Origin of the sequence: Paraburkholderia fungorum (genome assembly GCF_046026025.1) — a bacterium.
GTDB lineage: Bacteria > Pseudomonadota > Gammaproteobacteria > Burkholderiales > Burkholderiaceae > Paraburkholderia > Paraburkholderia fungorum_E.
Map to the genome: position 1 here is coordinate 99,473 of NZ_JAQQFL010000024.1, position 26,250 is coordinate 125,722.

At 63.3% G+C, this 26,250-nt stretch carries 21 protein-coding genes; 12 read left to right on the forward strand and 9 right to left on the reverse strand.

Annotated features, from left to right (window positions below; genetic code table 11):
- Positions 1 to 194 precede the first annotated feature (194 nt).
- The 6 genes from PQR67_RS24395 (at position 195) to PQR67_RS24420 (ending at position 9,344) form a co-directional block, all read left to right on the forward strand.
- A complete protein-coding gene (locus PQR67_RS24395; protein ID WP_408464900.1) occupies positions 195 to 4,403 on the forward strand; it encodes a YhdP family protein in 4,209 nt (1,402 codons plus the stop codon).
- A 128-nt stretch (positions 4,404 to 4,531) separates the two neighbouring features.
- On the forward strand, positions 4,532 to 5,422 hold the full coding sequence (locus tag PQR67_RS24400) for a carbon-nitrogen hydrolase family protein (protein WP_408464902.1): 891 nt from the start codon (positions 4,532 to 4,534) through the stop codon (positions 5,420 to 5,422).
- Between the two features lie 96 nt (positions 5,423 to 5,518).
- On the forward strand, positions 5,519 to 6,985 hold the full coding sequence (gene tldD / locus PQR67_RS24405) for a metalloprotease TldD (protein WP_408464904.1): 1,467 nt from the start codon (positions 5,519 to 5,521) through the stop codon (positions 6,983 to 6,985).
- A gap of 402 nt (positions 6,986 to 7,387) precedes the next feature.
- On the forward strand, positions 7,388 to 8,461 hold the full coding sequence (gene aroG / locus PQR67_RS24410) for a 3-deoxy-7-phosphoheptulonate synthase AroG (RefSeq protein ID WP_408464906.1): 1,074 nt from the start codon (positions 7,388 to 7,390) through the stop codon (positions 8,459 to 8,461).
- A gap of 208 nt (positions 8,462 to 8,669) precedes the next feature.
- Positions 8,670 to 9,008: a type II toxin-antitoxin system RelE/ParE family toxin gene (locus PQR67_RS24415; protein WP_408464908.1), complete on the forward strand. Its 339-nt coding sequence runs from the start codon at positions 8,670 to 8,672 to the stop codon at positions 9,006 to 9,008.
- 3 nt (positions 9,009 to 9,011) lie between these two features.
- The gene (locus tag PQR67_RS24420; RefSeq protein ID WP_408464910.1) at positions 9,012 to 9,344 is read left to right on the forward strand and encodes a helix-turn-helix domain-containing protein; all 333 of its coding nucleotides are present in this window, start codon (positions 9,012 to 9,014) and stop codon (positions 9,342 to 9,344) included.
- Between the two features lie 56 nt (positions 9,345 to 9,400).
- On the opposite strand, the gene hmpA is transcribed toward PQR67_RS24420, so the two are convergent.
- Both hmpA and PQR67_RS24430 read right to left on the reverse strand, forming a co-directional pair.
- On the reverse strand, positions 9,401 to 10,606 hold the full coding sequence (gene hmpA, locus PQR67_RS24425) for an NO-inducible flavohemoprotein (protein WP_408464912.1): 1,206 nt from the start codon (positions 10,604 to 10,606) through the stop codon (positions 9,401 to 9,403).
- Positions 10,607 to 10,713: 107 nt separating this feature from the next.
- The gene (locus PQR67_RS24430) at positions 10,714 to 11,268 is read right to left on the reverse strand and encodes a cob(I)yrinic acid a,c-diamide adenosyltransferase (RefSeq protein WP_408464914.1); all 555 of its coding nucleotides are present in this window, start codon (positions 11,266 to 11,268) and stop codon (positions 10,714 to 10,716) included.
- Between the two features lie 223 nt (positions 11,269 to 11,491).
- Between PQR67_RS24430 and PQR67_RS24435 the strand changes: the two genes are divergently transcribed.
- The 6 genes from PQR67_RS24435 (at position 11,492) to proC (ending at position 18,882) form a co-directional block, all read left to right on the forward strand.
- Positions 11,492 to 12,907 carry an FAD-linked oxidase C-terminal domain-containing protein gene (locus PQR67_RS24435; protein WP_408464916.1) on the forward strand — a complete coding sequence of 472 codons (1,416 nt, stop codon included), beginning with the start codon at positions 11,492 to 11,494 and terminating at the stop codon, positions 12,905 to 12,907.
- Between the two features lie 100 nt (positions 12,908 to 13,007).
- Entirely contained in the window at positions 13,008 to 14,501 is a 1,494-nt protein-coding gene (locus tag PQR67_RS24440) for an FAD-linked oxidase C-terminal domain-containing protein (protein ID WP_408464918.1), read from the forward strand.
- Positions 14,502 to 14,780: 279 nt separating this feature from the next.
- Positions 14,781 to 15,869 carry a glycolate oxidase subunit GlcE gene (glcE, locus tag PQR67_RS24445; RefSeq protein ID WP_408464920.1) on the forward strand — a complete coding sequence of 363 codons (1,089 nt, stop codon included), beginning with the start codon at positions 14,781 to 14,783 and terminating at the stop codon, positions 15,867 to 15,869.
- Between the two features lie 8 nt (positions 15,870 to 15,877).
- Positions 15,878 to 17,104, forward strand: coding sequence for a glycolate oxidase subunit GlcF (glcF, locus tag PQR67_RS24450; protein ID WP_408464922.1), 1,227 nt, complete (start codon positions 15,878 to 15,880; stop codon positions 17,102 to 17,104).
- A gap of 214 nt (positions 17,105 to 17,318) precedes the next feature.
- Entirely contained in the window at positions 17,319 to 18,017 is a 699-nt protein-coding gene (locus PQR67_RS24455; RefSeq protein ID WP_408464924.1) for a YggS family pyridoxal phosphate-dependent enzyme, read from the forward strand.
- Between the two features lie 49 nt (positions 18,018 to 18,066).
- Positions 18,067 to 18,882: a pyrroline-5-carboxylate reductase gene (gene proC, locus PQR67_RS24460; RefSeq protein WP_408464926.1), complete on the forward strand. Its 816-nt coding sequence runs from the start codon at positions 18,067 to 18,069 to the stop codon at positions 18,880 to 18,882.
- Between the two features lie 38 nt (positions 18,883 to 18,920).
- Here the strand turns inward: proC and ubiA are convergent, their stop codons facing one another.
- From ubiA to recG, 7 genes are all read right to left on the reverse strand, one after another.
- A complete protein-coding gene (gene ubiA, locus PQR67_RS24465; RefSeq protein WP_408464928.1) occupies positions 18,921 to 19,784 on the reverse strand; it encodes a 4-hydroxybenzoate octaprenyltransferase in 864 nt (287 codons plus the stop codon).
- 279 nt (positions 19,785 to 20,063) lie between these two features.
- The gene (locus PQR67_RS24470; RefSeq protein WP_054037764.1) at positions 20,064 to 20,552 is read right to left on the reverse strand and encodes a Dps family protein; all 489 of its coding nucleotides are present in this window, start codon (positions 20,550 to 20,552) and stop codon (positions 20,064 to 20,066) included.
- A 154-nt stretch (positions 20,553 to 20,706) separates the two neighbouring features.
- Positions 20,707 to 20,868: a hypothetical protein gene (locus PQR67_RS24475; protein ID WP_408464930.1), complete on the reverse strand. Its 162-nt coding sequence runs from the start codon at positions 20,866 to 20,868 to the stop codon at positions 20,707 to 20,709.
- 80 nt (positions 20,869 to 20,948) lie between these two features.
- Entirely contained in the window at positions 20,949 to 22,403 is a 1,455-nt protein-coding gene (locus PQR67_RS24480) for a catalase (RefSeq protein WP_408464932.1), read from the reverse strand.
- A gap of 70 nt (positions 22,404 to 22,473) precedes the next feature.
- Positions 22,474 to 22,623 (reverse strand): hypothetical protein, encoded by a 150-nt coding sequence (locus PQR67_RS24485; protein ID WP_408464934.1) that lies wholly within the window; start codon positions 22,621 to 22,623, stop codon positions 22,474 to 22,476.
- 174 nt (positions 22,624 to 22,797) lie between these two features.
- The gene (locus PQR67_RS24490; RefSeq protein ID WP_408464936.1) at positions 22,798 to 23,757 is read right to left on the reverse strand and encodes a LysR substrate-binding domain-containing protein; all 960 of its coding nucleotides are present in this window, start codon (positions 23,755 to 23,757) and stop codon (positions 22,798 to 22,800) included.
- Between the two features lie 137 nt (positions 23,758 to 23,894).
- Entirely contained in the window at positions 23,895 to 26,201 is a 2,307-nt protein-coding gene (gene recG, locus PQR67_RS24495; protein WP_408464938.1) for an ATP-dependent DNA helicase RecG, read from the reverse strand.
- Between the last annotated feature and the right edge of the window lie 49 nt (positions 26,202 to 26,250).

Here is a 26,250-nt window from a genome sequence, read left to right on the forward strand (position 1 = left end):
GGGTCTGGCTCGCTCGTTGCTTTATCAGCGTGGTTCAGTTCGCTGTAGCACACGGGTCCAAGTGGAGCCAGACCGCCTCGCGCAGGTCGCGAGACGGCATGTAGAAAGGGTTTGCCGGAGGTCCGCCGACGCTTTCCCGTGTGTTACATTTCGTCGTTAATTCGCAAAACTACCATACGCCCACCCGCCGCAGCATGTCCGAGCGAAACGAATCCGCCGACCCGCACGAAACAGGGCAGGTCCGGCCTGCGAGCGGAAGCGACCACATCGTGCTGCGTCGGACCCTTCACGTGGTCCTGGCGCTGGCGCTCGTCCTGTACTTCATCGCGGCGAGTCTCTTTCTCGGCCTGCGTTACGTGCTGCTGCCGCGGGTCGACTCGTTCCGGCCGCGCATCGAAGCCACGGTCTCCGGAAAGCTCCACACGCAGTTCACCATCGGCAAGCTGGCGCCGCATTGGAGCGGTTTTCAGCCGGGCCTCGACGTCACCGATATCGTTATCCGCGACGCCGACGGCAAAGCGGCGCTGACCATCCCGCACGCCACCGCCACGCTCTCGTGGAAGTCGCTCTGGCAATTCCATCCGGCACTGTCCAGCCTGATCGTCGATCAGCCGGACGTGTTGGTGTCGCGCAACAGCGACGGCGTCATCTCGGTGGCGGGTGTGCCGGTGCCAACCCGGCACAGCGGCAACGACACCTTGTCCACGTGGCTCCTGCGCCAGCAGGCGATCGTGGTGCGCGGCGGGGTGCTGCGCTGGCGCGATGCCGAGCACGACGCGCCGGAACTCGCCCTGCGCGACATCCGGATCGCGATTCTCAACGACGGCTACGACCACCGGCTCGCATTGCAGGCACCCGCCGACGGCCAGGTCCTGCATGGGCCGATCGACTTCCGTACGCATTTCAAACACGCCCGCCTCTCCGCGATCGGCAAGCCGGTCAACTGGGCCGGCCAGGTCTACATGTCGACCGGCCCGGTCGATCTGCCGACCTTGGCGCGTTACATCAATTTCCCGATCGAGACGTTCGCCGGCCGCATCGACAACGCGATCTGGGGCGATTTCGCCGATGGCCGCATGACGTCGGCCAGCGGGCAACTGGCCGGCACGAATGTTTCGATGCGGGTCCGCCCGACCCAGCCCAAACTGGAAGTTCCGATCGCCAACTTCTCGTGGCGCGTCGCGGTCAACCAGGGCGACTACACGCTGCAACTGAATAATCTGCACGCCGAGCTCGGCCAGCCGCCGCTCGACGACGGCACGCCGCTCACTCGCACCCTCGCGCTATCCACGTTGAACGGCCGCTTCCGGACCGCCTCGCTGCAGCATGGGCAACTCGTCAGCTTCAGCGGCGACCGCGTCGACCTGGGCATCCTCGCCGAATTCAGCCGTGCGCTGCCGTTGCCGCGCCCCCTGCTGAACAGTCTGGTGCGCTTCAATCCGCGCGGCATGGTGGCGAACTATGTGATCGAGGTGGAACGCGGCAAACCGGAATCGGGCGAGGCGGGCGGCGACCGCCGGCCAAGCGGCGCCGAGCCGATCGAGCGCTATCGCTTCAAGGGCGATCTGCAAGGCATCAGCTTCGCCGCGCAGGAACCGCCGCCGGGACTCACCGCGCTGAATCACCCGCGCGCGGGCATTCCCGGCATTGAAAACCTGTGGGGCAGCGTCGACGCCGACGAGAAACACGGCACCGCGACGCTCGACACCTCCAACGTCGCGATTACGCTACCGGGCGTGTTCGACGACCCGCGCCTGACACTCGACCGTTTGCATGGCCGGGCAGACTGGACCATCACGCCGAAGGCGCCGGGCGAAAATCACCCTGCCTTCACCGTCAAGCTGGCCGACTTCGGCATCGCGAACGCAGACGCGGACGCCACCGCCACGGCCAACTACAGCAACCCCGGCCACGGGCGCGGCTCGCTCGATCTGAAGGCCGACTTCCAGCGCGCGCAGGTCACGCGCATCGTCCGCTATCTGCCGACCAGCATCAGCGAAAAACTGCGCATTTACCTGGGCCATGGGCTGCAAGCCGGCACATCACGCGGCGCGACGATCGAAATCCACGGCGACCTGACCAAATTCCCCTACTCCCGCGCGCCGGAAGCCGGAATCTTCCATATCGTTGCGCCATTCAAGGGCGGCAAGTTCGACCCTTCGCCGTACCCGCCGCGCAAGATGAAGAACGGCACGCCGAACGTGTGGCCGCCGCTGGACGGCATCGACGGCGTGTTTGAACTCAAGCAGAACCTGCTGCGCTTCGACATCGACCGCGCCCATTACAAGCAGGTCGCGTTGAACAAGGTGAACGGCAAGATCGACGATCTCGGAACCAGGGCGTCGGATCTCGTCATCACGGGCAACGGCCGTGGGCCGCTCGCCGACATGCTCGACTACGTCAACGAGAGCTCGCTCGGCATCATGTCCAAACATGCGACCGGGAAAGTGCGTGCCGAAGGTCCCGCGGCGCTGGCGCTCAAACTGACCGTGCCGCGCACGCCGAAGCCGCATATCGGTGTGGAAGGCGCGGTGGGCTTCCACAACAACCGACTGACCGTCGATAACGTGCCGCCGCTGTCGCAACTGAATGGCAAAGTGCACTTCACCGAACATACCGCGCAGCTCGACCGGCTCTCAGGCCAGTTCCTCGGCGGCGACGTGCACGCCGATGGCGGCCTGAAGCAGGACGGCACCTATGCGCTCGCCCTCGGCGGCCACATCGCCGTCGATGCGGCGCGCGGCCTGAATCTGCATGGCCCGGCCGCCGAGGTGCTGACGCGCATGAGCGGCAGCGCGCCCTACGCGCTCAATGTGCGCGGCGCGAAGGGGCGCTTGCCCGAGGTCACGGCAAACTCCGATCTGACCGGCCTTGCGCTCGACTTCCCCGCACCGTTCGACAAACCGGTCGGCATGCCAATGCCGCTGCGCTTCGCGGTCAAGCCGTCCACCGACACGAGCGAAGCCGGCCTGGAGCGCGCCGACCTCACCTTCGGTCCGATCGCCGCCACCTATTTGTTGCGCTACGAGCCCCAAACCGGGTCGAAGACACCGCCGACGGTGGTAAGCGGCGCGATCGGCGTCAACAAGCCCGCCGACCTGCCGTCCGATGGCGTGATCGCCACCGTCGACCTCGAAACGTTCGACGCCGACGCCTGGCGCGCGCTGCTCACGCAGATGCGCAACAAGGACGCGCCCACTCCCGCGCCCGCCGCAGCAGCACCGGCTACGCCGAATCCGGCCGTCGCGCAGTTCCTGCCGAACCGCTTCGCGCTGCATATCGGCACGTTGACGCTGCTCAAGCGGCACTGGGATAGCGTGATCGTCGGCGCGTCGCATACGGACGGCAAATGGCAGGCCAACATCGCGTCGAACCAGGTGTCCGGCCACGTTTCCTGGCTGCCGGGCGCCAATAAGGCCTCGCCTGGCACGCTGCAGGCGCGCTTTGCCCGCGTGGTGATTCCGTCCGCCACGGACAAGGATCTGCTCGGTCAGGCCATTTCGGCGCCGGCGCAGAACATGCCGTCGATCGATCTGGTGGTCAACGAGTTGATCGTGCGCGATCGCAACGTTGGCCGGCTCGAAGTCGACGCGCACAACTTCGAGGAAGACGGCGTGCCGGTCTGGCAACTCGACAAGCTCGACATCACCAACCCCGCCGCCACGCTAAGCGCCACCGCCAACTGGCGCACCTCGACGGGCCTCGGCAACACCGCCGACGAAGCGACGCCGCGCCGTACCGTGTTTGATTTCAAGCTCGACATCAAGGACGCCGGCGCGTTGCTGGAGCGCTTCGGCCAGCCGCACACGCTCAAGGCCGGCAACGGCACGCTGTCGGGCAAGGTGGTGTGGCGCGGCGGTCCAACCACGATCGACTACCCGACGCTCAACGGCAATCTGGCCGTCGACCTGCGCCACGGGCAGATTCTCAAGGTCGACCCGGGTGTCGCAAAATTGCTGGGCGTGCTCAGCCTGCAAAGCCTCGAGCGCTTCGCCACGCTCAATTTCCGCGACGTGATCGGCGAAGGGCTGCCGTTCGATCACGTCACCGCTACGGGTGAGATCCATAATGGCATTGGCCGCACCGAGAACTTCGAGATGGTGACGGCACCGGCCCGCGCTGAAATGAAAGGCTCGGTGGATCTGGCACAGGAAACCCAGGATCTGCACGTGCAGATCGTGCCGACCGTCAGCGCCGGCGCCGCCGTGATCGCCGCGACCGTGATCAATCCGCTCCTCGGGCTGGGCGCGCTGGTGGCCGATCTGGCATTCAGCAAATCGGTCTCCACGGCGTTTGCGCGTGAGTACGCGATCACCGGTTCGTGGTCGAAACCGCACGTCGAGCGGGTGAAGAGCGATCGCGGTAAGATGGACGCTCCGGCTTCGACCGTGGGCGCGCACTAAGCCCGATCCGATCCTGTGTTTGATCAGAAAAGCGCCGTGCCGCACCCCGGGTCCCAGCCAGCCTTGAACGACGTAGGCGGCGCCAGCGGTTCGCGCCGCCGCCTTGCCGGGAGTTTTTCGAAACGCTCATGAGCGAAACACACGTCTCTTCATCTTCGTCCGCTGCTTCGTCCACCGCATCGCCCGTTGCGGCGTCCGGCGGGTTCCCCGAAAGCGCCTTCCGTGTTGCCGCGTTGCAAATGGTGAGCACACCGGATCGCGAGCGCAATCTGGCCGAAGCGGAACGCCTGATCGGCGAAGCCGCCGCCGACGGCGCGCAACTCGTCCTGCTGCCCGAGTACTTCTGCTTCATGGGCTTCAAGGACACGGACAAGCTCACCCTACGCGAGCCCTACCAGGACGGCCCGATCCAGCGTTTTCTCGCCGATGCCGCGCGCCGCCACAAGGTGTGGGTAATCGGCGGCACGTTGCCGTTGATGTCGCAGGAACCGGCACGCGTGCTGAACACCACGCTGGTGTTCGACCCGCACGGTAACGAAGCCGCGCGCTACGACAAAATCCATCTGTTCAACTTCGAAAAGGGCGAAGAATCGTTCGACGAAGCGCGCACCATCCGCCCCGGTGATGAAGTCCGCACCTTCGAGGCGCCGTTCGGCCGGGTCGGCCTGTCGGTCTGCTACGATTTGCGCTTTCCGGAGCTGTACCGGCGCATGGGCGACTGCGCGCTGATCGTGGTGCCGTCGGCGTTCACCTACACCACCGGCCGCGCGCATTGGGAAATGCTGCTGCGCGCCCGGGCGGTCGAAAACCAGTGCTACGTGCTGGCCGCCGCGCAAGGCGGCAAACATGAGAACGGCCGCCGGACATGGGGCCACAGCATGCTGATCGACCCGTGGGGCGAACTCGTCGCGGTGCGCGACGGAGGCGCCGGCGTGGTGGCCGGCAATCTCGAGCGTGCGCGCATCGACGAAGTGCGGCAGAGTCTGCCCGCCTGGCGTCACCGCGTGCTGAGCTGCTGATGTGTTACCTGACATTGAAAGTGCGGCGCCTGTCACCCATATCCCAGTGATGGAAGCGCTAACCGAATCCTTCGTATCGAGCAGAACATACTTCGCATGAACATCATCGAACCCGGTATCCGTAATCTCGCCACCGCCAAGGACATTCTCCTGACGCCCTACGGTCTCGACGAATCCCTGCTGACCCGCACGCTCGCCGAGATCTTCACGCACAAGATCGATTACGCCGACCTGTATTTCCAGTACACGCGCAGCGAGGCATGGAGTCTCGAGGAAGGCATCGTGAAGTCGGGCAGCTTCAGCATCGACCAGGGCGTTGGTGTGCGCGCCGTGTCGGGCGACCGCACGGCCTTCGCCTATTCAGACGATCTGTCGCCCGAAGCGATCCGTCAGGCGGCGCTCGCCACCCGTTCGATCGCCAAGGCTGGCGGCGGCAAGCAGAAGATCAAGGCGGCCTCGTCGCTGACCGGCATCGCCGGGCGCGATCTGTACCTGCCCTCCGATCCGCTGCATTCGCTCGACGCGACCGCCAAGGTCAAGCTGCTCGAGCGCATCGAACAGATGGCGCGCGGCCGCGATCCGCGCATCCAGCAAGTGATGGCAGGCCTCGCCGGTGAATACGACGTGGTGCTGGTCGCGCGTAGCGACGGCGGTTTCGCCGCCGACATCCGCCCGCTGGTGCGTGTGTCGGTCACGGTGATCGCCGAGCAGAACGGCCGCCGCGAAATCGGCAGCGGCGGCGGCGGCGGCCGCTTCGACTACGGCTATTTCACCGACGAAGTGCTGTCGGGTTACGTCGACGACGCCGTGCATGCAGCGCTCGTCAACCTCGACGCCCGCCCGGCGCCGGCCGGCGCGATGTCGGTCGTGCTCGGACCGGGCTGGCCCGGCGTGCTGCTGCACGAAGCGATCGGCCACGGCCTCGAAGGCGACTTCAACCGCAAGGGATCGTCGGCGTTCGCGGGTCAGATCGGCGAGCGGGTTGCGGCAAAGGGCGTGACGGTCGTCGACGACGGCACGCTGCCGAACCGCCGCGGCTCGCTGAATATCGACGACGAAGGCAATCCGACCCAGTGCACGACGCTGATCGAAGACGGCATCCTGAAGGGCTACATCCAGGACACGCTGAACGCGCGCCTGATGAAAATGCCGGTCACGGGTAACGCGCGCCGCGAGTCGTATGCCGCACTGCCGATGCCGCGCATGACCAACACGTACATGCTCAACGGCGACAAAGACCCGCAGGAAATCATCGCGTCCGTGAAGAACGGTTTGTACGCGGTGAACTTCGGCGGCGGCCAGGTCGACATCACAAACGGCAAGTTCGTGTTCTCGGCCTCCGAGGCGTACATGATCGAAAACGGCAAGGTCACCTACCCGGTGAAGGGCGCGACGCTGATCGGCAGCGGTCCGGAATCGCTCAAGTACGTGAGCATGATCGGCAACGACATGAAGCTCGATTCGGGCGTCGGCGTGTGCGGCAAGGAAGGTCAGAGCGTGCCGGTAGGCGTCGGCCAGCCGACGCTGCGTATCGACCGGATGACGGTTGGCGGTACGGCCTGATTTTGATGTAGACGCATACTTCGTGCATAGAATGCGCGAAGTATGCGGAATTACCGCATTTTTACACCCTGCGGGTTGCCAGCCGCGCTTGCACGGGTTATAAAGTCATTCACCCTTTTTGACCAGCGACCTATTTCGCCATGTCCGCCAAGTTTTACTTTTACTTTTTTTGGCATCTCAGACCGCTGGCGGATCGAGAGGGGTGTTAGTGCACGCAAGACACTCAGAATTCACGAAAACCGCCAGCTAGCCTGGCGGTTTTTTTTCGCCCCACGCCTTTGAAACTTTTGCCGTTGAAATCTTTTTGATTGTTGTTCGCCCTGGCATCGCTGCCTGATCGCCGTCTGATCGCAGCCCTCGTTGCCGCGCGAACACGCTACGACCCGATTCAGGAGAACAAACATGCCCCCGCACAACACCGACGATGTCCGTATCCGCGAATTGAAAGAACTCACGCCGCCCGCTCACCTGATCCGCGAATTCGCCTGCGACGAAACGGTGTCCGACGTGATCTACAACTCGCGCAACGCGATGCATCGCATCCTGCACGGCATGGAAGACCGTCTGATCGTCATCATCGGACCGTGCTCGATTCACGACACGAAGGCGGCGATGGAATACGCCGGGCGTCTCGTCGAACAGCGCAAGCGCTTCGCCGGCGAACTCGAAATCGTGATGCGCGTGTACTTCGAAAAGCCGCGGACGACGGTGGGCTGGAAGGGTCTCATCAACGACCCGCACATGGACAACAGCTTCAAGATCAACGACGGCCTGCGCACCGCGCGCGAGTTGCTGCTGCGTATCAACGAACTCGGCCTGCCGGCCGGCACCGAGTACCTCGACATGATCAGCCCGCAGTACATCGCCGATCTGATCTCGTGGGGCGCGATCGGCGCGCGTACGACCGAATCGCAAGTGCATCGCGAGCTGGCTTCGGGACTGTCGTGCCCAGTCGGCTTCAAGAACGGCACGGATGGCAACGTCAAGATCGCTGTCGACGCAATCAAGGCCGCGTCGCAGCCGCACCATTTCCTGTCGGTCACCAAGGGCGGCCACTCGGCCATCGTCTCGACCGCCGGCAATGAGGACTGCCACATCATCCTGCGCGGCGGCAAGACGCCGAACTACGATGCGGACAGCGTCAACGCGGCATGCGCCGATATCGGCAAGGCAGGTCTCGCGGCGCGTCTGATGATCGACGCAAGCCACGCGAACAGTTCGAAGAAGCATGAGAACCAGATTCCGGTATGCGCTGATATCGGCCGCCAGATTGCTTCGGGTGACGAACGGATTGTTGGCGTGATGGTGGAATCGCATCTGATCGCGGGCCGCCAGGATTTGCAGGAAGGCTGCACGCTGACGTATGGACAGAGCATCACCGATGCCTGCATCGGCTGGGACGAAAGCATCGCCGTGCTGGAAGGTCTCGCCGAAGCGGTCAAACAACGGCGCGTGGCGCGCGGCAGCGGCAATTGAACGTCGCTTGACGTGCCTTGCGCACTTGCGCGATTGCTGCAGTGGCTTCATCGAAAAACCCTGCTCGTCGAGCCGGGTTTTTTTATTGGCCAAACGGACGAATGGTGCTTCAGGCGCCGCTTATGTACCGTGACAACTCGTTGCCGGGTCGGATACGACTTGACCAGGCTGGATGTTGCGTATAAAATTTTGTACATGAAAGGCGGCTATGGAGCAGGAAAAAGAACTTCGCTGGATGGGCTCCAGCTATCACGATTTACTCGCCTTTCCCGAGGAACCCCGTCGGCGGGCCGGTTTTCAGCTTGGCAAGATTCAGGCTGGCCTTGACCCGGACGATTGGAAGCCGTTTGATTCGATCGGTGCAGGAACACGCGAGATTCGCATCAGGGAAGCCGACGGCATCTACCGTGTGATGTACGTCACCAAGTTCGTGGAAGCGCTGTACGTACTGCATTGCTTCCAGAAGAAAACGCAGAAGCTGGGGCCGCAGGATAGAAAGATTGCCGAGATGCGGTATCGAGCCATCATCAAAGATAGGAAAGCTTAACAAATGACGATCGACACAAAAATCCGTCACGTAACCAAACCCGGTGCGAACCTGTTTCTCGAACTCGGCTTCTCCGCCGAAGAAGCGAAGCGCTTGCACGCGGCTTCGCAGAAACAGATCAACGACACGCGGCTGCTCAAGGAGCAGTTGATGACCGAGCTGTCCAGCTGGATCGAACAGCATCATCTGAAGCAGGCTGAGGCAGCGGAGATTCTTATGGTGTCGCGTCCGCGCGTGTCTGACGTAGTCAACATGAAAACCACCAAGTTCACTATCGACACGCTCGTCGAAATGATGAGCCGGATCGGCAAGCCCGTCACACTGGCGATTGGGTGAGGCGCATGGCGCGCCCTACACGTGCTTTCACACGTCACCCGCCATGCGTCCTTGCTTCACTGCACCGCGCCTGAACCGAACACTTCGGTATGAATCCGCGCTGCATCCACACCAAGCGAGGCCAACGCCTCGCATTGCGCGCGCATGAACGGCACCGGCCCGCAAACGTAGTAATCCGCATCGGGAACCATCACCTTGCCGGCGATTTTCGCGAGGTCGAGGCGGCCTTCGAAGTCGTAGTCGACGCCGGGGTGATCGCACGCTTCAATGGCCTCGTAGAACACCGCGCGTGTGACGTTGTGATGCGCTGCGACCGTATCGTTAAGCCACTGCCGGAACGCATGTACGCGCCCGTTGCGGCAGGCATGCACGAACATCACGCGGCGCTCGCTCTGGTCCGCGAGCAGGGTGGACAGCATCGAGGTCATCGGCGTCACGCCCACGCCTCCGCTGATCAGTACCACGGGCGTCGTCGTCTTGCGGTTCAGCGTGAATTCGCCCATCGGCGCACTGACATGCACCACTTCGCCCACTTCCACGCCGTCGTGCAGAAGGGTTGATACAAGGCCGGGGGCCAGATCTTCGTAGCCGGCCTCGCGCTTCACCGAGATACGCAACCAGTTTCCGTTCGGCGCATCCGACAAGCTGTATTGCCGCGGCTGATCGACGCCGAGTTCATCCACGAAACGCGTCACGCTCAGATACTGGCCAGGCTCGAAGCCGCAAGCCGGCGAGCCATCGGCGGGCGTCAGATAGAACGACGTAATTTCCTCGCTCTCCACTTCCTTGCGCGCAATCTTGAACGGCCGAAAACCGCTCCACGCCGCACCTTCATAGAGCTTGGCCTCCGCGCCAATAAAGATATCCGCGAGCTGCCCATAAGCGACTTCCCATGCGCCAAGCGTCTCCTGATCGACCGCGTCGCCAAGCACATCGACAATCGCGCCCAACAGGTGCCGCCCGACGATTGGATACTGCTCCGGCCGAATATTCAAACTCGCGTGCTTATGGGCGATTCGCGAGACGGTTGGCCCCAGCGCGCCGAGGTTGTCAATATTGGCGGCGTACGCATACACCGCTTTCGCGAGCGTTTCCGGCTGATTGCCACTCTTCTGGTGAGTCTGGTTGAACACGTTCTTCAACTCAGGATGGTGCGCGAACATGCGCTTGTAGAAGTGTTTGGTGATGGTCGTGCCGTGTACGGCGAGCACGGGTACGGTGGCTTTGACGCGGGCGATCTGGTCGGCGGTGAGAGCGGTCATGGCTACTTCTCCTTAAAGATGCATACACAATACATTTTTAAGGAGATATTTTGACCCGGGCAAATTGTCACAGTGCTTGCGGTGCTTAAAGGGACCGAATCGTGGTGTTAGCCGGCGCTGCGATCGTGCTGCCACAACACGTCGCTGCCGCCGTCCGCGCGGTTGAGCACCCGAGCGAGCACGAACAACAGGTCGGACAGCCGGTTCACATACTGGCGCGGCGCCTCATTGATCGGCTCGCCTTCACCGAGGGCGACGATCGAGCGTTCGGCGCGCCGGCACACCGTCCGGCACACGTGCGCAAGCGCGGCCGCGCGCGAGCCGCCGGGCAGAATGAATTCCTTTAACGGCGGCAGCGTCGCGTTGTAGTCGGCCAGCCAGCCGTCGAGTCGGCCAAGCTGCTTGTCGGTAATCATCGTATGACCGGGAATGCAAAGCTCGCCGCCGAGATCGAACAGGTCGTGCTGAATTGCGACCAGGGCCGCCCGCACGTTGTCGGGCAACGATTCGCACAGCAACACGCCGAGATTCGAATTGAGCTCATCAACGTCGCCAATTGCGGCGATCCGCGCGCTGTCTTTACGTACGCGGCGGCCGTCGCCGAGACCGGTGGTGCCGTCGTCGCCGGTACGGGTGGCGATCTTGCTCAAGCGGTTGCCCATGATGTCTCCCATGCATTCGTTCAGTGACAATGCGTCTGCGCGGCACCGATGAATCCATCCGGTGAATCCGGTAAGCAAGCCACCGGGTTATCCATATTGCGCGCTTCGCGAGGTCGCCGCCATTATAGGAGCGGCAGCCGCGCCCGACGCCGGCCTGCGGGCGATCGGCGTAAAATGAAGCACAAGCTGTAGAACAGCTCCGCCTTACTATCAGGAGACATGCGTGAATCATCCCGTGCCGCCGGCCCCGTTGCGCCGGCCGTTTCCCGCCGAATTGCTGACTGCCCTCAAAGCCGCCTTCGGCGAGCGCGTCTCCACTGCCGAAGCCGTCCGCGCCCACCATGGCCGCGACGAATCGCCGTTCGATCCGCAACTGCCCGACGCCGTCGTATTCGCGCGCAATACGGAAGACGTGCAAACCATCGTCAAGCTGTGCGGCCAATACAACGTGCCGATCATTCCCTACGGCAACGGTTCGTCGCTCGAAGGACATCTGCTTGCGGTCCAGGGTGGCGTATCGATCGACCTGTCGGAAATGAACCGCGTGTTGTCGATCAATGCCGAAGACCTGACCGTCACGGTCGAACCCGGCATCTCGCGCAAACAGTTGAACGAAGCGCTACGCGACACCGGCCTGTTTTTCCCGATCGACCCGGGCGCAGACGCGAGCATCGGCGGCATGTCGGCTACGCGCGCCTCGGGCACCAATGCCGTGCGCTACGGCACGATGCGCGAAAACGTACTTGGGCTGACGGTGGTGCTCGCCGACGGCCGCGTGATCAAAACCGGCACACGTGCGCGCAAATCGTCGGCGGGTTACGACCTCACGCGTCTGTTCGTCGGCTCGGAAGGCACGCTCGGCGTGATTACCGAAATTACCGTGCGCCTGTATCCGCAGCCGGAGGCGGTCTCGGCCGCGGTCTGCACGTTCCCGTCGATGGGCGATGCCGTGCGCGCGGTGATCGAAACGATTCAGATGGGCGTGCCGATCGCGCGCGTCGAGTTCGTCGACTCGCTTGCGATCCGCTCGATCAATCGCCATTCAAACCTGACATTGCGTGAAGCGCCAACGCTCTTCTTCGAATTCCATGGCACCGAAGCCGGTGTTAAAGAGCAAGCCGAACTGGTGCAAGAGATCGCGGCGCAAAATGCCGGCGAAGGCTTCGAATGGGCGACCCGGCCGGAAGACCGCAGCCGCCTATGGAACGCGCGCCACAACGCCTACTTCGCGATGCTGCAACTGAAGCCCGGTTGCCGCGCCGTCACGACCGACGTCTGCGTACCGATCTCGCGCCTCGCGGAATGCGTGGTGGAAACCGAGCAGGATCTGAACGCGTCGCCGCTGCCCTGCCCGATCGTCGGCCATGTCGGCGACGGCAACTTCCACGTCGCAATCCTGATCGATCCGGACAAGCCGGAAGAGCTCGTCGAAGCCGAGCGCCTGAACCATCGCATCGTGCAGCGCGCCCTGCGCATGGACGGCACCTGCACGGGCGAACACGGCGTCGGTCTGCACAAGATGAATTTCCTGCTCGAAGAACACGGTGAAGTCGCCGTCGACACGATGCGCTCCATCAAACACGCGCTCGATCCGCGCAATCTGATGAACCCGGGCAAGATCTTTTCCTGGGCAGCTTGAGGCGTCATTAGCTCAGTTGCGGCAGCAGCGGCAACGCCTGCTGCCCCACGACCAGGCCAGAGCGGGCACGCAGAGTGAACGACATCAGGAGACAAGTCATATGAACGCACCCGTCGAACTGACGGCCGAAGTGCTCGCCCAGCGCCAGCGCGAAGTCGTGCAGGCGCTGATGGCCGTGCTGCCGACCCACTGTCTGCTGTACCGCGAAGAAGACACCGTCGCCTACGAGTGCGACGGTCTCGCCGCCTACCGGCGTCTGCCGCTGGCGGTCGCATTGCCGGAGACGGAGTCGCAGGTCCAGCGCATTGTGCAAATCTGCAACCGGCTCGACGTGCCGATCGTGCCGCGCGGCGCCGGCACTGGTTTGTCCGGCGGGGCGATGCCGATCCGTCACGGCGTCGTGGTGTCGCTCGCGCGCTTTCGCAAGATCGTCGAAGTCGACTCGTACGCCCGAACCGCCACGGTACAGCCGGGTGTGCGCAATCTGTCGATTTCCGAAGCCGCCGCGCCATACGGTTTGTACTACGCGCCTGACCCGTCGTCGCAGATCGCCTGCACGATCGGCGGCAACGTCTCCGAGAATTCGGGTGGGGTGCACTGTCTCAAATACGGCCTCACCGTGCACAACGTGCTGCGTGTTCGCGCCGTGACCATGGAAGGTGAAATCGTCGAATTCGGTTCGCTCGCGCCGGACGCGTCAGGGCTCGATCTGCTGGCGGTACTGATCGGCAGCGAAGGCATGTTCGCGATCGTCACCGAAGTGACCGTCAAGCTGATCCCGAAGCCGCAAACGGCGCAGGTCATCATGGCCAGTTTCGACGACGTCGTGAAAGGTGGCAACGCGGTCGCCGGCATCATCGCAGCAGGCATCATCCCGGCCGGTCTGGAGATGATGGACAAACCGGCTACGCGCGCCGTCGAAGAGTTCGTCAATGCGGGCTACGACCTCGATGCAGCGGCGATTCTGCTCTGCGAGTCGGATGGCACGCCGGAAGAAGTGGCCGACGAAATCGTGCGCATGACCGCGGTGCTGCGTGAACAGGGCGCCACCCGCATCCAGATTTCACGCTCGGAAAGTGAGCGGCTGCGCTTCTGGTCCGGGCGCAAGAACGCGTTTCCGGCGGCAGGTCGCATTTCGCCTGACTACTACTGCATGGACGGCACCGTGCCGCGCCGCAGTATCGGGCCGCTGCTGGCGCGTATCGAAGTGATGGAGAAGAAGTATGGCCTGCGCTGCATCAACGTATTCCATGCCGGCGACGGCAACATGCATCCGCTGATCCTCTTCAACGGCAACGATCAGGACGAGTGGCACCGCGCCGAGGCGTTCGGTTGCGACATCCTCGAAACCTGCGTCGAACTGGGTGGCACGGTGACGGGCGAACATGGCGTGGGCATCGAGAAGATCAACTCGATGTGCGTGCAGTTTTCGCCCGAAGAGCGCGACACCTTCCATGCGGTCAAACGCGCCTTTGACGCGCCGGGCCTGCTCAATCCCGACAAGGGCATTCCCACCCGCGCCCGTTGCGCCGAGTACGGCAAGATGCACGTGCGCGGCGGCTTGCTGCCGCATCCAGACCTGCCGCGGTTTTAAAACGGCTTGTGACGTTGCCGGCCGGGAACGGGCGCGCAGCGTCACATGGCGCGCCCGCCGTGCGGATCCGCTTGGTCCACATTGCTTGCGGGCCCCCACTCTCCATCAGCCCGCCTCGCAGTCCGCTCCCCGCCCCATTCCCCCGCCTACGCATCCCGCATGCCCCCCGCCCGCCATGCTTCCCAGCTCCCACCCTGATTACCCGATGCGGGTCCGCTCCGGGTTGCCAGCGAGCCGCCGCCCGGTACAATCGATCGAAACACAACGAAGCAGGGCACCATGGAAGAGGACGACATCGTCGCCAATTGGTCTGAACGCGTGCGTTCGGCCAGCGCCGAAGGGCGCACATTGCGTATCCGTGGCGGTGGCACCAAAGACTGGTACGGTCAGACGCTGGAAGGTGAGATCCTCGACACGCGCGCTTATCGCGGCATCATCGCTTACGACCCCGCCGAACTGGTTATCACGGCCCGCGCGGGCACGCCCCTGCTGGAGATCGAAGCCGCACTCGCCGAACACGATCAGATGCTCGCCTTCGAACCGCCGCACTTCGGGCTGCAGGCCACCTTCGGCGGTTGCATCGCAGCGGGCATAGCCGGCCCTCGCCGCCCGGCCGCCGGTGCGGCGCGCGACTTCGTGCTCGGCGCGGTCATCATGAACGGGCAAGGCCAAAAACTGCATTTCGGCGGCCAGGTGGTGAAGAACGTCGCCGGTTACGACGTCTCCCGTTTGATGGCCGGCTCGCTCGGCACCCTGGGTCTGATCCTCGAGTTGTCGGTCAAGGTGCTGCCGCTGCCGCAGGCCGAAGCCACGCTCAAATTCGACATGAACGGCACAGACGCGGTCCGCAAGCTCAACGAATGGGGCGGCCGGCCGCTGCCGATTACCGCGAGCGCATGGCGTCACGGCACGCTGGCCGTGCGGATGGCCGGCGCGGAAGCCGCGGTCAAGGCGGCGCGCACGGCGCTCGGCGGCGAAGTGGTCGACGCTGTCGAGGCGGAGCGCTTCTGGGCCGGCCTGCGCGAGCAGACCGATTCGTTCTTTGCGGCCATCCCGCCGCAGGCCGCGCTGTGGCGCCTCGCGCTGCCGTCGATCACCGAGCCGCTCCAATTACCCGGCGCGCAACTGATGGAATGGGGCGGCAGCCAGCGCTGGTGGATCACCGACACCGACGCACAAACCGTGCGTATCAGCGCCAAACAGGCCGGCGGCCATGCCACCATTTTCCGTACCGGCATCGGTTACGACCGCAGCGCGGGGGTCTTCACGCCACTGCCCGCGCCGCTGATGAAAATCCATCGCGGCCTGAAAACCGCCTTCGACCCAGCCCGCATTTTCAATCGCGGTCGTCTCTACCCCGACTTGTGAGCCACGCGATGCAAACCAACCTCGCGGACTTCATTCGCAACACGCCCGATGGCAACGAAGCCGAAGCCATCCTGCGCAATTGCGTGCATTGCGGCTTCTGCACGGCGACTTGCCCCACCTATCAGATACTCGGTGACGAACTCGACGGCCCGCGCGGACGCATCTATCTGATCAAGCAAATGGTGGAAGGCGCGGCGGTCACGCGCAGCACCCAGGTCCATCTGGACCGTTGCCTGACCTGCCGTAACTGCGAGACCACCTGCCCATCCGGCGTGCAATACGGCAGGCTGGTCGAGATCGGCCGCAAGATCACCGAGGAGAAAGTCACCCGCCCGTTCAGTCAGCGGATGGTGCGCCGGCTGCTCGCCAGCTTCGTGCCGAACAGCGCGCTGTTCACGCCGACCATGCGCCTCGGTCAGCATGTCCGTGCGCTCCTGCCCAAAAAACTGCGCGACAAGGTGCCGGCGCGGCAGCGTGCGCTTGAATGGCCGACCGCGCACCATCCGCGCAAGATGCTCATGCTCGCGGGCTGCGTGCAACCCGCGATGATGCCGAACGTCAACATCGCCACCGCGCGGGTATTCGACGCGGTCGGCGTGGAAACACTGATCGCACCGGAAGCCGGCTGTTGCGGTGCGATCCGTCTGCACCTGGGCTACCACGAGGAAGCACTCGACGACGTGCGCGCCAACATCGACGCGTGGTGGCCGTATGTCGAACAAGGTGTCGAAGCCATTGTGATGAACGCGTCCGGCTGCGGCGCGACGGTCAAGGAATACGCGCATCTGCTGCGCGACGATCCCGTCTATGCGGAAAAAGCGCGCCGTGTGACCGAACTGACACGCGACGTCGCGGAGATTCTGCCGGAGTTCGAAGAGGCGCTCGTCGCTGTGACGCGCCGTCGCGCGATCCATACGGTGGCGTTCCATCCGCCGTGCACCTTGCAGCATGGCCAGCAGGTGCGCGGCAAGGTCGAACATCTGCTGGCGGCGCTCGGCGTGGAAGTGCGCCTGCCCGCCGACAGCCATCTCTGCTGTGGCTCGGCCGGCACTTACTCGCTGACGCAACCCAGGCTTTCGTACGCACTGCGCGATCAGAAGCTCGAGCGGCTGCAGGTGCAGGAGCCGCAGGTGATTGTGTCGGCGAACGTCGGCTGCATTGCGCATTTGCAAAGCGGCACATCGACACCGGTCGCGCACTGGATCGAACTGGTGGAGCATATGCTGTCCACCTGAAGCGATCGATTTTGACCGCCAACGCGAACGCGAAGCGCGGTACGTAACTTGCGGTGCGCCACCGCAAGCAGCCTCGCGTGTCCGTGTCCGTGTCCGTGTCCGTGTCCGTGTCCGTGTCCGTGTCCGTGTCCGTGTCCGTGTCCGGCTGCGGCACGAGGCGGCAGCGTCCGTATAATTCGACCATTGTCTTTCGCAGGCCCTCCGGCTCCCTTCCATGCCCGATCTGATTCACAACCTCGAAGCGGTGCGGCAGCGCATCGCCCTCGCCGCCCAAGCCGCAGGACGCGGCGCGCATTCGATCACCTTGCTCGCGGTCTCCAAGACGTTTCCCGCCGAAGACGTGCGCGCAGCATACGCAGCCGGTCAGCGTGCGTTCGGTGAGAACTATGTGCAGGAAGCTCTCGCCAAAGTCGAAGCGCTGGCCGATCTGCGGGCCGCGCTCGAATGGCATTTCATCGGACCATTGCAATCGAACAAAACGCGACCGGTTGCCGAGAATTTCGACTGGGTCCATTCGGTCGACCGCCTGAAGATCGCGCAGCGGCTGTCGGAGCAACGCCCGGACAACCTGCCGCCGTTGAACGTCTGCCTGCAGGTCAACGTTAGTGGTGAAGCGTCGAAAAGCGGCGTGAGCATTGCCGAGGCGGTGGAAGTCGCACAGACCATCGCCGCGCTGCCGAAGCTGAATCTGCGTGGCCTGATGGCGATTCCGGAACCTGCCGGCGATATCGACGAGCAACGCGTGCCGCATCGGCAACTCCGCGAACTGTTCGAACGCCTGCGCAATGACGGCCTCGAACTCGATACGCTCTCCATGGGCATGTCGAGCGACCTCGAAGCCGCCGTGCGGGAAGGCGCGACGATCGTGCGCGTCGGCACCGCGATCTTCGGCGCGCGAGATTACCCAAACTGACCTTAGCCAGATTCTTCGGACTCCCTCACGGAACCTCTTTCGGAACATCATGAAAATTGCTTTTATCGGTGGCGGCAACATGGCGGCGGCGTTGATCGGCGGCCTCATCAAGCGCGGCGTCGCACCCGCCGATCTGTACGCGATCGATCCTAACGAAGACGCGCGCAAGCGCAATGAGCAGCAGTTCGGCATCAAGACCGGTGCCGCTGCAGACGCGGTGCTCGCGTCGTACGACGCAGTCGTGCTGGCGGTGAAGCCGCAGATCCTGAAGAACGTCGCCGAGGCATTGGCGCCGCATCTGCAAGCCTCGCAACTGGCAATCAGCATCGTCGCGGGTATTCGCATGGATGACATGTCGCGCTGGCTGAACGGCCATGCTCGCATCGTGCGCGTGATGCCGAATACGCCCGCGCTGATCGGCATGGGTGTAACGGGCCTCGTCGCGACCGGCAGCGTCGGCGAAACCGGCCGCGCGCTCGCGTCGCAGGTGCTGGGCGCCGTCGGCGAAACGGTCTGGTTCGATGACGAAGCGAAGATCGACGCCGTCACCGCGATCTCGGGAAGCGGTCCCGCCTACGTGTTTTATTTCATCGAAGCGTTGCAGGAAGCCGCGCGCCAACTCGGCATGGATGAAGCCCAAGGCCGCGCGCTGGCGGTCGCGACCTTCACCGGCGCGGCGCAATTGGCCGCCAACTCGGACGAACCGCCGAGCCTGTTGCGCGAACGGGTGACGTCGAAGGGCGGCACCACGGCGGCCGCGCTGGCGTCGTTCGATGCCAGCGGAATCAAGGACGCAATCGTACGCGGCGTGCTTGCCGCCGATGCGCGCGCCAAGGAAATGGGCGACGAGTTCGGCAAGCTGTAAGCGCGGTTGGCGGTTGGTGGTCGGCCGGTGCGAAAGAATTAAAACGAAGCAGCCGCGTAATGCGCGGCAATGCCGACAAACAACGCGCCGCCTAACCAGTTGTTGTGACGGAACGCGGCGAAGCACGCCATCCGGTCACGATTGCGGATCAGCGTGTAGTGATAGATCGCGCAGCCCACCGCCGCCGCCCATCCCAGCCAATACAGCACACCGAAGCCGAGCATCATGCCGATGCCGACGTAAATTCCCAGCGTGAGCGCATAGCAAAGCATGATCGCCGCCACATCGAAGCGGCCGAAGGTCAATGCCGAAGTACGAATGCCGATCTTGATGTCGTCATCGCGATCGACCATGGCGTATTCCGTGTCGTACGCAACCGACCAGAACACGTTAGCCAGCAGCATGACCCACGCAAGCATCGGCACGTGATCCTGCACGGCGGCGAACGCCATCGGAATGCCGAAACCGAACGCAATGCCCAGATACGCCTGCGGAATCGCAAAGAAGCGCTTCGTGAACGGATACGAACCGGCGACGAACAGCGCAGCCACCGATAGCTCCTTGGTCAGCGTATTCAACGGCAAAATCAGCAGAAAGGCTAGCAGCGACAAGCCGGCCGCCAGCGCCACGGCTTCCCACGCCTTGATCTTGCCCGACGTAATCGGACGGTTTTCCGTGCGCTTCACGTAGCGGTCGAAGTCCCGATCCGCGTAGTCGTTGATCGCACAACCCGCTGAGCGCATCAGCACCGTGCCCACCGTGAAGATCACCAGCAGCGGCCACGGAGGGTGGCCGCCGGATGCAATCCACAGCGCATTGAGTGTCGGCCATAGCAGCAGCAGGCTGCCAATCGGCTTGTCCATACGCACGAGGCGCAGATACAGGGGAAGTCGGGCGAACATGGGCGGATTCGGTGAAGTGCAGACGGTGCCGCTATTTTACGGGATGCGCACGGCAGACAGACTTCAGGCCGGCGAAGGCCGATATGCTAGGCGCCCCAACCGAGTTCGCAGCAGAGTCCGCAACCGGGACCCAAACCCAGGCGCAGTCCGGATCAGACGCCGCAAAAAACAAAGCCTCCCGCAAAGGGAGGCCTGTTTGGCTTGCCATTCAACGCAACGCTCGAGCGCCGCGCCGACATTCCGGGCACAACGCCCAGAACGCCCCGAACGCCAAGGCGTTTAAGCCAGCATCGAGCGCAGCATCCACGCGGTCTTTTCGTGCGTTTGCATGCGTTGCGTCAGCAGGTCGGCGGTCGGCTCGTCATTGGCGGCTTCCGTCGACGGGAAAATCGCGCGTGCGGTACGCACCACGGCTTCCTGACCTTCCACCAGTTGGCGGATCATGTCTTCCGCAGCCGGCACGCCGTCCGCTTCCGGAATCGACGAGAGTTTCGCGAATTCCTTGTAGCTGCCCGGCGCATGCACGCCCAGCGCGCGAATACGTTCAGCGATCGAATCGACCGCGAGCGCCAGCTCGTTGTACTGCGTTTCGAACATCAGGTGCAGCGTGTTGAACATCGGACCCGTCACGTTCCAATGGAAGTTGTGGGTCTTCAGGTACAGCGTGTAGGTGTCGGCGAGCAGTCGCGACAGACCTTCTGCAATCTTCTTGCGATCCTTGTCGCTGATTCCGATATTGACGTGCTGTACAGCTTCTTTCTTGGCCATGATGACTCCCTTGAAGAGTGATACGAACCGCTTGGCAAAGTGACGGCATGCGGATAGCAAACCTGGCACTTCGAACGCCCGCCAGTTTATCTTAGAAAAGAGCTGTGTTCGTGTGACGCGTGGTCGCTTGCCGCACCCACGGCCTCATGCACGATCACGCGCTCAGCGCGTGCTGCAGTGCTTGCGCGCCGATCACCGCCCATCCGCTCAAGACGATCGCAAATCCCGCTAACTTGCGCAGCGTCAATGCTTGCCGCTGTTGCGCGCCGCGTACGGCGGACGCACCGCCAATGGTGGCCATCATCATCTGGATCATGATCGTGCTCCTTCGATTCGTATCATTACCGGCGGGGCGCCGATGCGCCCCGCCCTCCTGCATCGATTCACTTCACCTGCTTACTTCTTGCCGCCTTCAGCAAGCTCGGCCAGCGCGGCGATCACGCCTTGCGCATAGGCCGGATCGGCGCGGCGGAAATGCTCGATCTGACGCGCGACGATCTCTTGCGGCACCCCGTTGATATGGCGTGCGATGTTGCCGAACAGACGCTGGCGTTGCGCGGCATCGAAGAGCGCGAACAACATACCCGGCTGCGTGTAGTAGTCCTCGTCCAGACGATGGTCGTAACGATCGACCGTGCCCGCCGCAAGCGGCGGCTCCGCCGCATTGCTGTCCTGCGCGAAGTCGCCGAAACGATTCGGCTCGTAGTTCACGTTGCCGCCGAGGTTGCCGTCCGTGCGCATCGCGCCATCGCGATGGAACGAATGGTGGACCGGGCAACGCGGCGCATTCACCGGAATCTGATGGTGATTGGTACCGAGCCGGTAGCGTTGCGTGTCGCCATACGAGAACAAACGGCCTTGCAACAGGCGGTCCGGCGAGAAGCCGATGCCCGGCACCACGTTGGCCGGCGTGAATGCTGCCTGCTCCACGTCCGCGAAATAGTTCGCCGCGTTGCGGTTCAACTCGATCGTGCCAACGTCGATCAACGGGTAGTCCTTCTGCGACCACACCTTCGTGATGTCGAACGGATTGAAGCGATAGTTCGCGGCTTCCGCTTCCGGCATCACCTGGATGGCAAAACGCCATGTCGGGAAGTTGCCGGCATCGATGCTCGTGAGCAGATCCTGTTGCGCGCTTTCACGGTTCTGTGCGACCACTTGTGCCGCTTCGGCGTCGGTAAAGTTCTCCACGCCCTGCATCGACTTGAAGTGGAACTTCACCCAGAAGCGCTCGTTGTTCGCGTTGATGAACGAGTAGGTGTGCGAGCCGAAGCCATGCATCTGCCGGTAGTTTTTCGGAATGCCGCGATCGCTCATCAGGATCGTGACCTGATGCAACGACTCCGGATGACGCGACCAGAAATCCCATGCCGCCACATTGCTGCGCATGTTGGTGTACGGGTCGCGCTTTTGCGTGTGGATGAAGTCCGGGAACTTCAGCGGATCGCGGATAAAAAACACCGGCGTGTTGTTGCCGACCACGTCCCAGTTGCCTTCTTCCGTATAGAACTTGATCGAGAAACCGCGCACGTCGCGCTCCGCGTCGGCGGCGCCGCGCTCGCCTGCCACCGTCGAAAAGCGCATGAAGAGCGGCGTGTCCTTGCCGACCTCGGCGAACACCTTGGCCTTCGTGTAACGCGAGATGTCGTGCGTGACCTTCAGCGTACCGAATGCGCCCGAACCCTTGGCGTGAACGCGGCGTTCCGGAATCACTTCGCGATCGAAGTGAGCGAGTTTTTCGAGCAGCCAGACGTCTTGCAGGACAACCGGACCGCGCGCGCCGGCGGTCATCGAATTCTGGTTGTCGGCGACGGGTGCGCCGGCTGCATTGGTGAGCTTACGTTCGGACATGCGGGACTCCTGAGGAACTTTTATTGGGAACGGAATGCGGGGAGAGATATGGCGCGCCAATACCTGCGGCTCAAGCGGATAAAGCCCGATCGACCAGCAGGGACAGCGCAACCGTACGCAAGCTGCGCACCGAGGCGGCGAAGCTGCCGGGGGTCACGCGAGCGGATTGAGCGGCGACGGTTTGGACTTGCTGCAGGTTCGATTGCGGCGATTGCGTCATGAGTTCCTCCGGGTCTTGGGGATCGGGCGATCCATGGAGGACACTATAACAATGCTATCGAATTATCGTGTTTGATTAATTTTATCTATTCGATAGGGATTGCAACTATCGGCACTTAAGGCGGCCGTCCAACCGCCGGGTTGCGAGGCCGTCGGCCTGAGTGCGACGCGCCGCCTAATTGACGGCGACGGGCAGTTCGAGCTTTTTGACGCCCAGCAAATCGCAAGCGTTGATGGCGTCACAAATGGCTTCGATCGCGGGCATCCGTGTGAAGCTCTTGCGCCAGGCGAGCACGACGCGGCGATCCGGCACCGGTTCGCCGAACGCGACGTAGCTGAGCAGGCCGGCGTCGATACCGCCGGCGTGCGGCTTGACCTCAGTCACCGACATGCGCGGCAGCACGGTAATGCCGACGCCGCTTGCCACCATATGACGGATGGTTTCCAGCGACGAACCTTCGAAGGTCTTCTGGATGCCGTCCGCATTCTGCGAGAAACGCATCAGTTCCGGGCACACGCCCAGCACGTGATCGCGGAAGCAGTGGCCGCTGCCGAGCAGCAGCATGGTTTCCTGCTTGAGATCCTCAGCGTCGATCTTCGGGCGGGTTTCCCACGCGTGACCGGACGGCAAGGCGACGACAAACGGCTCGTCATAGAGCGGGCGCAGCATCAGACCGGTTTCCGGGAACGGCAACGCCATGATGGCGACGTCGATTTCGCCCTGCTTGAGCAGTTCGATCAGCTTGATCGTGTAGTTTTCCTGCAGCATCAGCGGCATCTGCGGGACGCGCTTGATCATCTGCTTGACCAGCGTGGGCAGCAGATACGGCCCGATCGTATAGATGACGCCAAGGCGCAGCGGCCCGACCAGCGGGTCTTTACCCTGTTTCGCGATCTCTTTGATGGCAAGCGTTTGTTCCAGAACGCGCTGGGCTTGCGTGACGATCTGTTCACCGATCGGCGTGACACTGACTTCGCTCGTGCCGCGCTCGAAAATCTGCACGTTAAGTTCGTCTTCGAGCTTTTTGATGGCCACCGACAAGGTCGGCTGGCTGACAAAACACGCCTCGGCGGCCCGGCCGAAGTGCCGCTCGCGAGCAACCGCAACGATGTATTTCAATTCGGTGAGCGTCATTGGGGGATCAATCAGTGCAGATAGTTCGATAGGTTCTAGTTATACACCTATAGGGTCGGTTCGCCAACTTTTTGGTCTTTTGTACGTGGGCAGACGGGCGTGTCCGCCATCAAGGACACGCCATCAAAGACCGCTTCTCAAGCCTTCAGATATTGCTCACGAGCGCCGAGCCACCGGGCCAGGTGCTGCATCACGACTTCGGGATACTTTTCGAGCAGAGCCGCGGCGGCCTCTCTGGCCGGCTCGATCAGCCACTGATCATTCTGCAGGTCGGCAAACCTCAGCATGGCCGCACCCGACTGCCGGGCGCCGAGAAACTCCCCCGGACCGCGAATCTCGAGGTCGCGCCGGGCGATTTCAAACCCGTCCGTCGTTTCCCGCATGGTCTGCAAACGCGCCCGCGCCGTGATCGACAGCGGCCCGGTATAGAGCAGCACGCAAACCGAAGCCGCGCTGCCGCGTCCCACCCGCCCTCGCAACTGGTGCAATTGCGCCAACCCAAACCGCTCCGCATGCTCGATCACCATCAGCGAGGCATTCGGCACGTCGACACCCACTTCGATCACCGTCGTCGCCACCAGCAACTGCACCTCGTTGCGCGTGAACGCGTCCATCACCGCCGCCTTCTCCGCCGGCGCAAGGCGGCCATGCACCAGACCGACATTCAATTCGGGCAGCGCGGCCACCAGCGTTTCGTACGTCTCCACCGCGGTCTGCAACTGCAAGGTCTCGCTTTCCTCGATCAGCGGACACACCCAGTACACCTGCCGTCCGGTCAGCGCGGCTTCGCGCACGCGGCCGATCACCTCTTCGCGCCGCGCGTCGGCGACCAGCTTGGTCAGGATCGGCGTGCGTCCAGGCGGCAGTTCGTCGATGGTCGACACGTCGAGGTCGGCGTAATAGGTCATCGCCAGCGTGCGCGGAATCGGTGTTGCCGACATCATCAGTTGATGGGGCTGAAAATCGTGCGCGCCGTCGGCCGCGTTCTGCGCCTTCGCGCGCAACGCGAGCCGCTGCGCCACGCCAAAACGATGCTGTTCGTCGACGATCACGAGCCCCAGCCGGGCGAACTCGACCGCATCCTGAATGATTGCGTGCGTGCCGATCACGAACTGCGCCGTGCCGAGCGCCGCCGCTTCGATCGCGGCGCGCTTTTCGCGGGTCTTCAAACTGCCGGCCAGCCACGCGACGCTCACCCCCAACGGCTCCAGCCAGCCGCGCAATTTGCGCGCGTGCTGTTCCGCGAGGATTTCGGTCGGCGCCATCAACGCGGCCTGGTAACCCGCATCGATTGCCTGCGCCGCGGCCAGCGCGGCCACGATCGTCTTGCCACTGCCGACATCCCCCTGCAGCAGCCGCTGCATGGGATGCGGCTGGGTCAGATCGAGCGCGATCTCGCCGCCCACACGCTCCTGTGCCGCTGTCAGCGAAAACGGCAGCGCCTTCAGCAAACGCGCCACGAGCGCCGCTTCGTCACCCAGTTTCCGGCGCGGCATGGCCGGCGCCGCACGCGTGCGGCGCTCGTCATGTGCGCGCTTCAACGACATCTGCTGCGCCAGCAATTCCTCGAACTTGATGCGCACCCACGCGGGATGCGTGCCGTCGATCAACGCGGTCTCATCCGATTGCGCGCCCGGGTGATGCAGCGTGCGCACGGCATCCATCAGGGCCGGCACGCCGAGCGGCTGCAGATGAGCTTGCGCGATCGGCGCGGGTAGCAACTCCGGCAGCGACGTGCGCGACAACGCGTTGTCGATCGACTTGCGCAGATACGCCTGCGTCACGCCTGCGGTGCTCGGATACACCGGCGTCAGCGCTTGTGGCAGCGGTGTGTCTTCGTCCACCACGCGTACCGCCGGATGCACGATCTCCATGCCGAAGAAACCGCCGCGCACGTCGCCGCGCACCCGCAGCCGCGCGCCGATCGCCATCTGCTTGACTTGCGAACCGTAGAAATTCAGAAAACGCAGCACGAGTTCGTCGCCGGCGTCGTCGCGCAGTTTCACCAGCAACTGGCGACGTGGGCGATAGGCGATCTCGTTGTCGAACACCACGCCTTCGGTCTGTGCGATCCCGCCGGGCAGCAGGTGCCCAATCGGTGTCAGCGAGGTTTCGTCTTCGTAGCGCATCGGCAGATGCAAAACGAGATCGATGTCGCGCGTGAGACCGAGTTTGGCGAGCTTGTCGGCGGGTTTGGCCACGGGTTTCGCAGTAGCCTTGGCAGCAGGCTTGCCGGCGCCTTTGCCCGCGGATTTGCCCGCGGGTTTGTCACCGAATGGGTCAACCATTTCGTCTTCCCGCGCGGCCTTGTCGCTCTCTTGCGCGACACCCGCGCCGGGCTCGCTCAAGTCCGCCGCCGCTGCTTTACCCCGCGAGACGCGGCGCTTCGGCTCGGCGCTCACTTCATCGGTAACGGAGGGCAATCGGCGTTCGGACAAAGGCATGGGTTGCTTCGCAAGTACAATATCGGCTGTCAAAGGTGTCGCCGCCATA

Coding starts and splice junctions, on each gene's coding strand:
- recG (WP_408464938.1), bottom strand. CDS start 26,201: ATGCCTTTGTCCGAACGCCGATTGCCCTCCGTTACCGATGAAGTGAGC.
- PQR67_RS24395 (WP_408464900.1), top strand. CDS start 195: ATGTCCGAGCGAAACGAATCCGCCGACCCGCACGAAACAGGGCAGGTC.
- ubiA (WP_408464928.1), bottom strand. CDS start 19,784: ATGTTCGCCCGACTTCCCCTGTATCTGCGCCTCGTGCGTATGGACAAG.
- PQR67_RS24440 (WP_408464918.1), top strand. CDS start 13,008: ATGAACGCACCCGTCGAACTGACGGCCGAAGTGCTCGCCCAGCGCCAG.
- PQR67_RS24430 (WP_408464914.1), bottom strand. CDS start 11,268: ATGGGCAACCGCTTGAGCAAGATCGCCACCCGTACCGGCGACGACGGC.
- hmpA (WP_408464912.1), bottom strand. CDS start 10,606: ATGACCGCTCTCACCGCCGACCAGATCGCCCGCGTCAAAGCCACCGTA.
- PQR67_RS24455 (WP_408464924.1), top strand. CDS start 17,319: ATGCCCGATCTGATTCACAACCTCGAAGCGGTGCGGCAGCGCATCGCC.
- glcF (WP_408464922.1), top strand. CDS start 15,878: ATGCAAACCAACCTCGCGGACTTCATTCGCAACACGCCCGATGGCAAC.
- tldD (WP_408464904.1), top strand. CDS start 5,519: ATGAACATCATCGAACCCGGTATCCGTAATCTCGCCACCGCCAAGGAC.
- PQR67_RS24485 (WP_408464934.1), bottom strand. CDS start 22,623: ATGACGCAATCGCCGCAATCGAACCTGCAGCAAGTCCAAACCGTCGCC.
- PQR67_RS24480 (WP_408464932.1), bottom strand. CDS start 22,403: ATGTCCGAACGTAAGCTCACCAATGCAGCCGGCGCACCCGTCGCCGAC.
- aroG (WP_408464906.1), top strand. CDS start 7,388: ATGCCCCCGCACAACACCGACGATGTCCGTATCCGCGAATTGAAAGAA.
- PQR67_RS24475 (WP_408464930.1), bottom strand. CDS start 20,868: ATGATCCAGATGATGATGGCCACCATTGGCGGTGCGTCCGCCGTACGC.
- PQR67_RS24490 (WP_408464936.1), bottom strand. CDS start 23,757: ATGACGCTCACCGAATTGAAATACATCGTTGCGGTTGCTCGCGAGCGG.
- proC (WP_408464926.1), top strand. CDS start 18,067: ATGAAAATTGCTTTTATCGGTGGCGGCAACATGGCGGCGGCGTTGATC.
- PQR67_RS24415 (WP_408464908.1), top strand. CDS start 8,670: ATGGAGCAGGAAAAAGAACTTCGCTGGATGGGCTCCAGCTATCACGAT.
- glcE (WP_408464920.1), top strand. CDS start 14,781: ATGGAAGAGGACGACATCGTCGCCAATTGGTCTGAACGCGTGCGTTCG.
- PQR67_RS24400 (WP_408464902.1), top strand. CDS start 4,532: ATGAGCGAAACACACGTCTCTTCATCTTCGTCCGCTGCTTCGTCCACC.
- PQR67_RS24420 (WP_408464910.1), top strand. CDS start 9,012: ATGACGATCGACACAAAAATCCGTCACGTAACCAAACCCGGTGCGAAC.
- PQR67_RS24470 (WP_054037764.1), bottom strand. CDS start 20,552: ATGGCCAAGAAAGAAGCTGTACAGCACGTCAATATCGGAATCAGCGAC.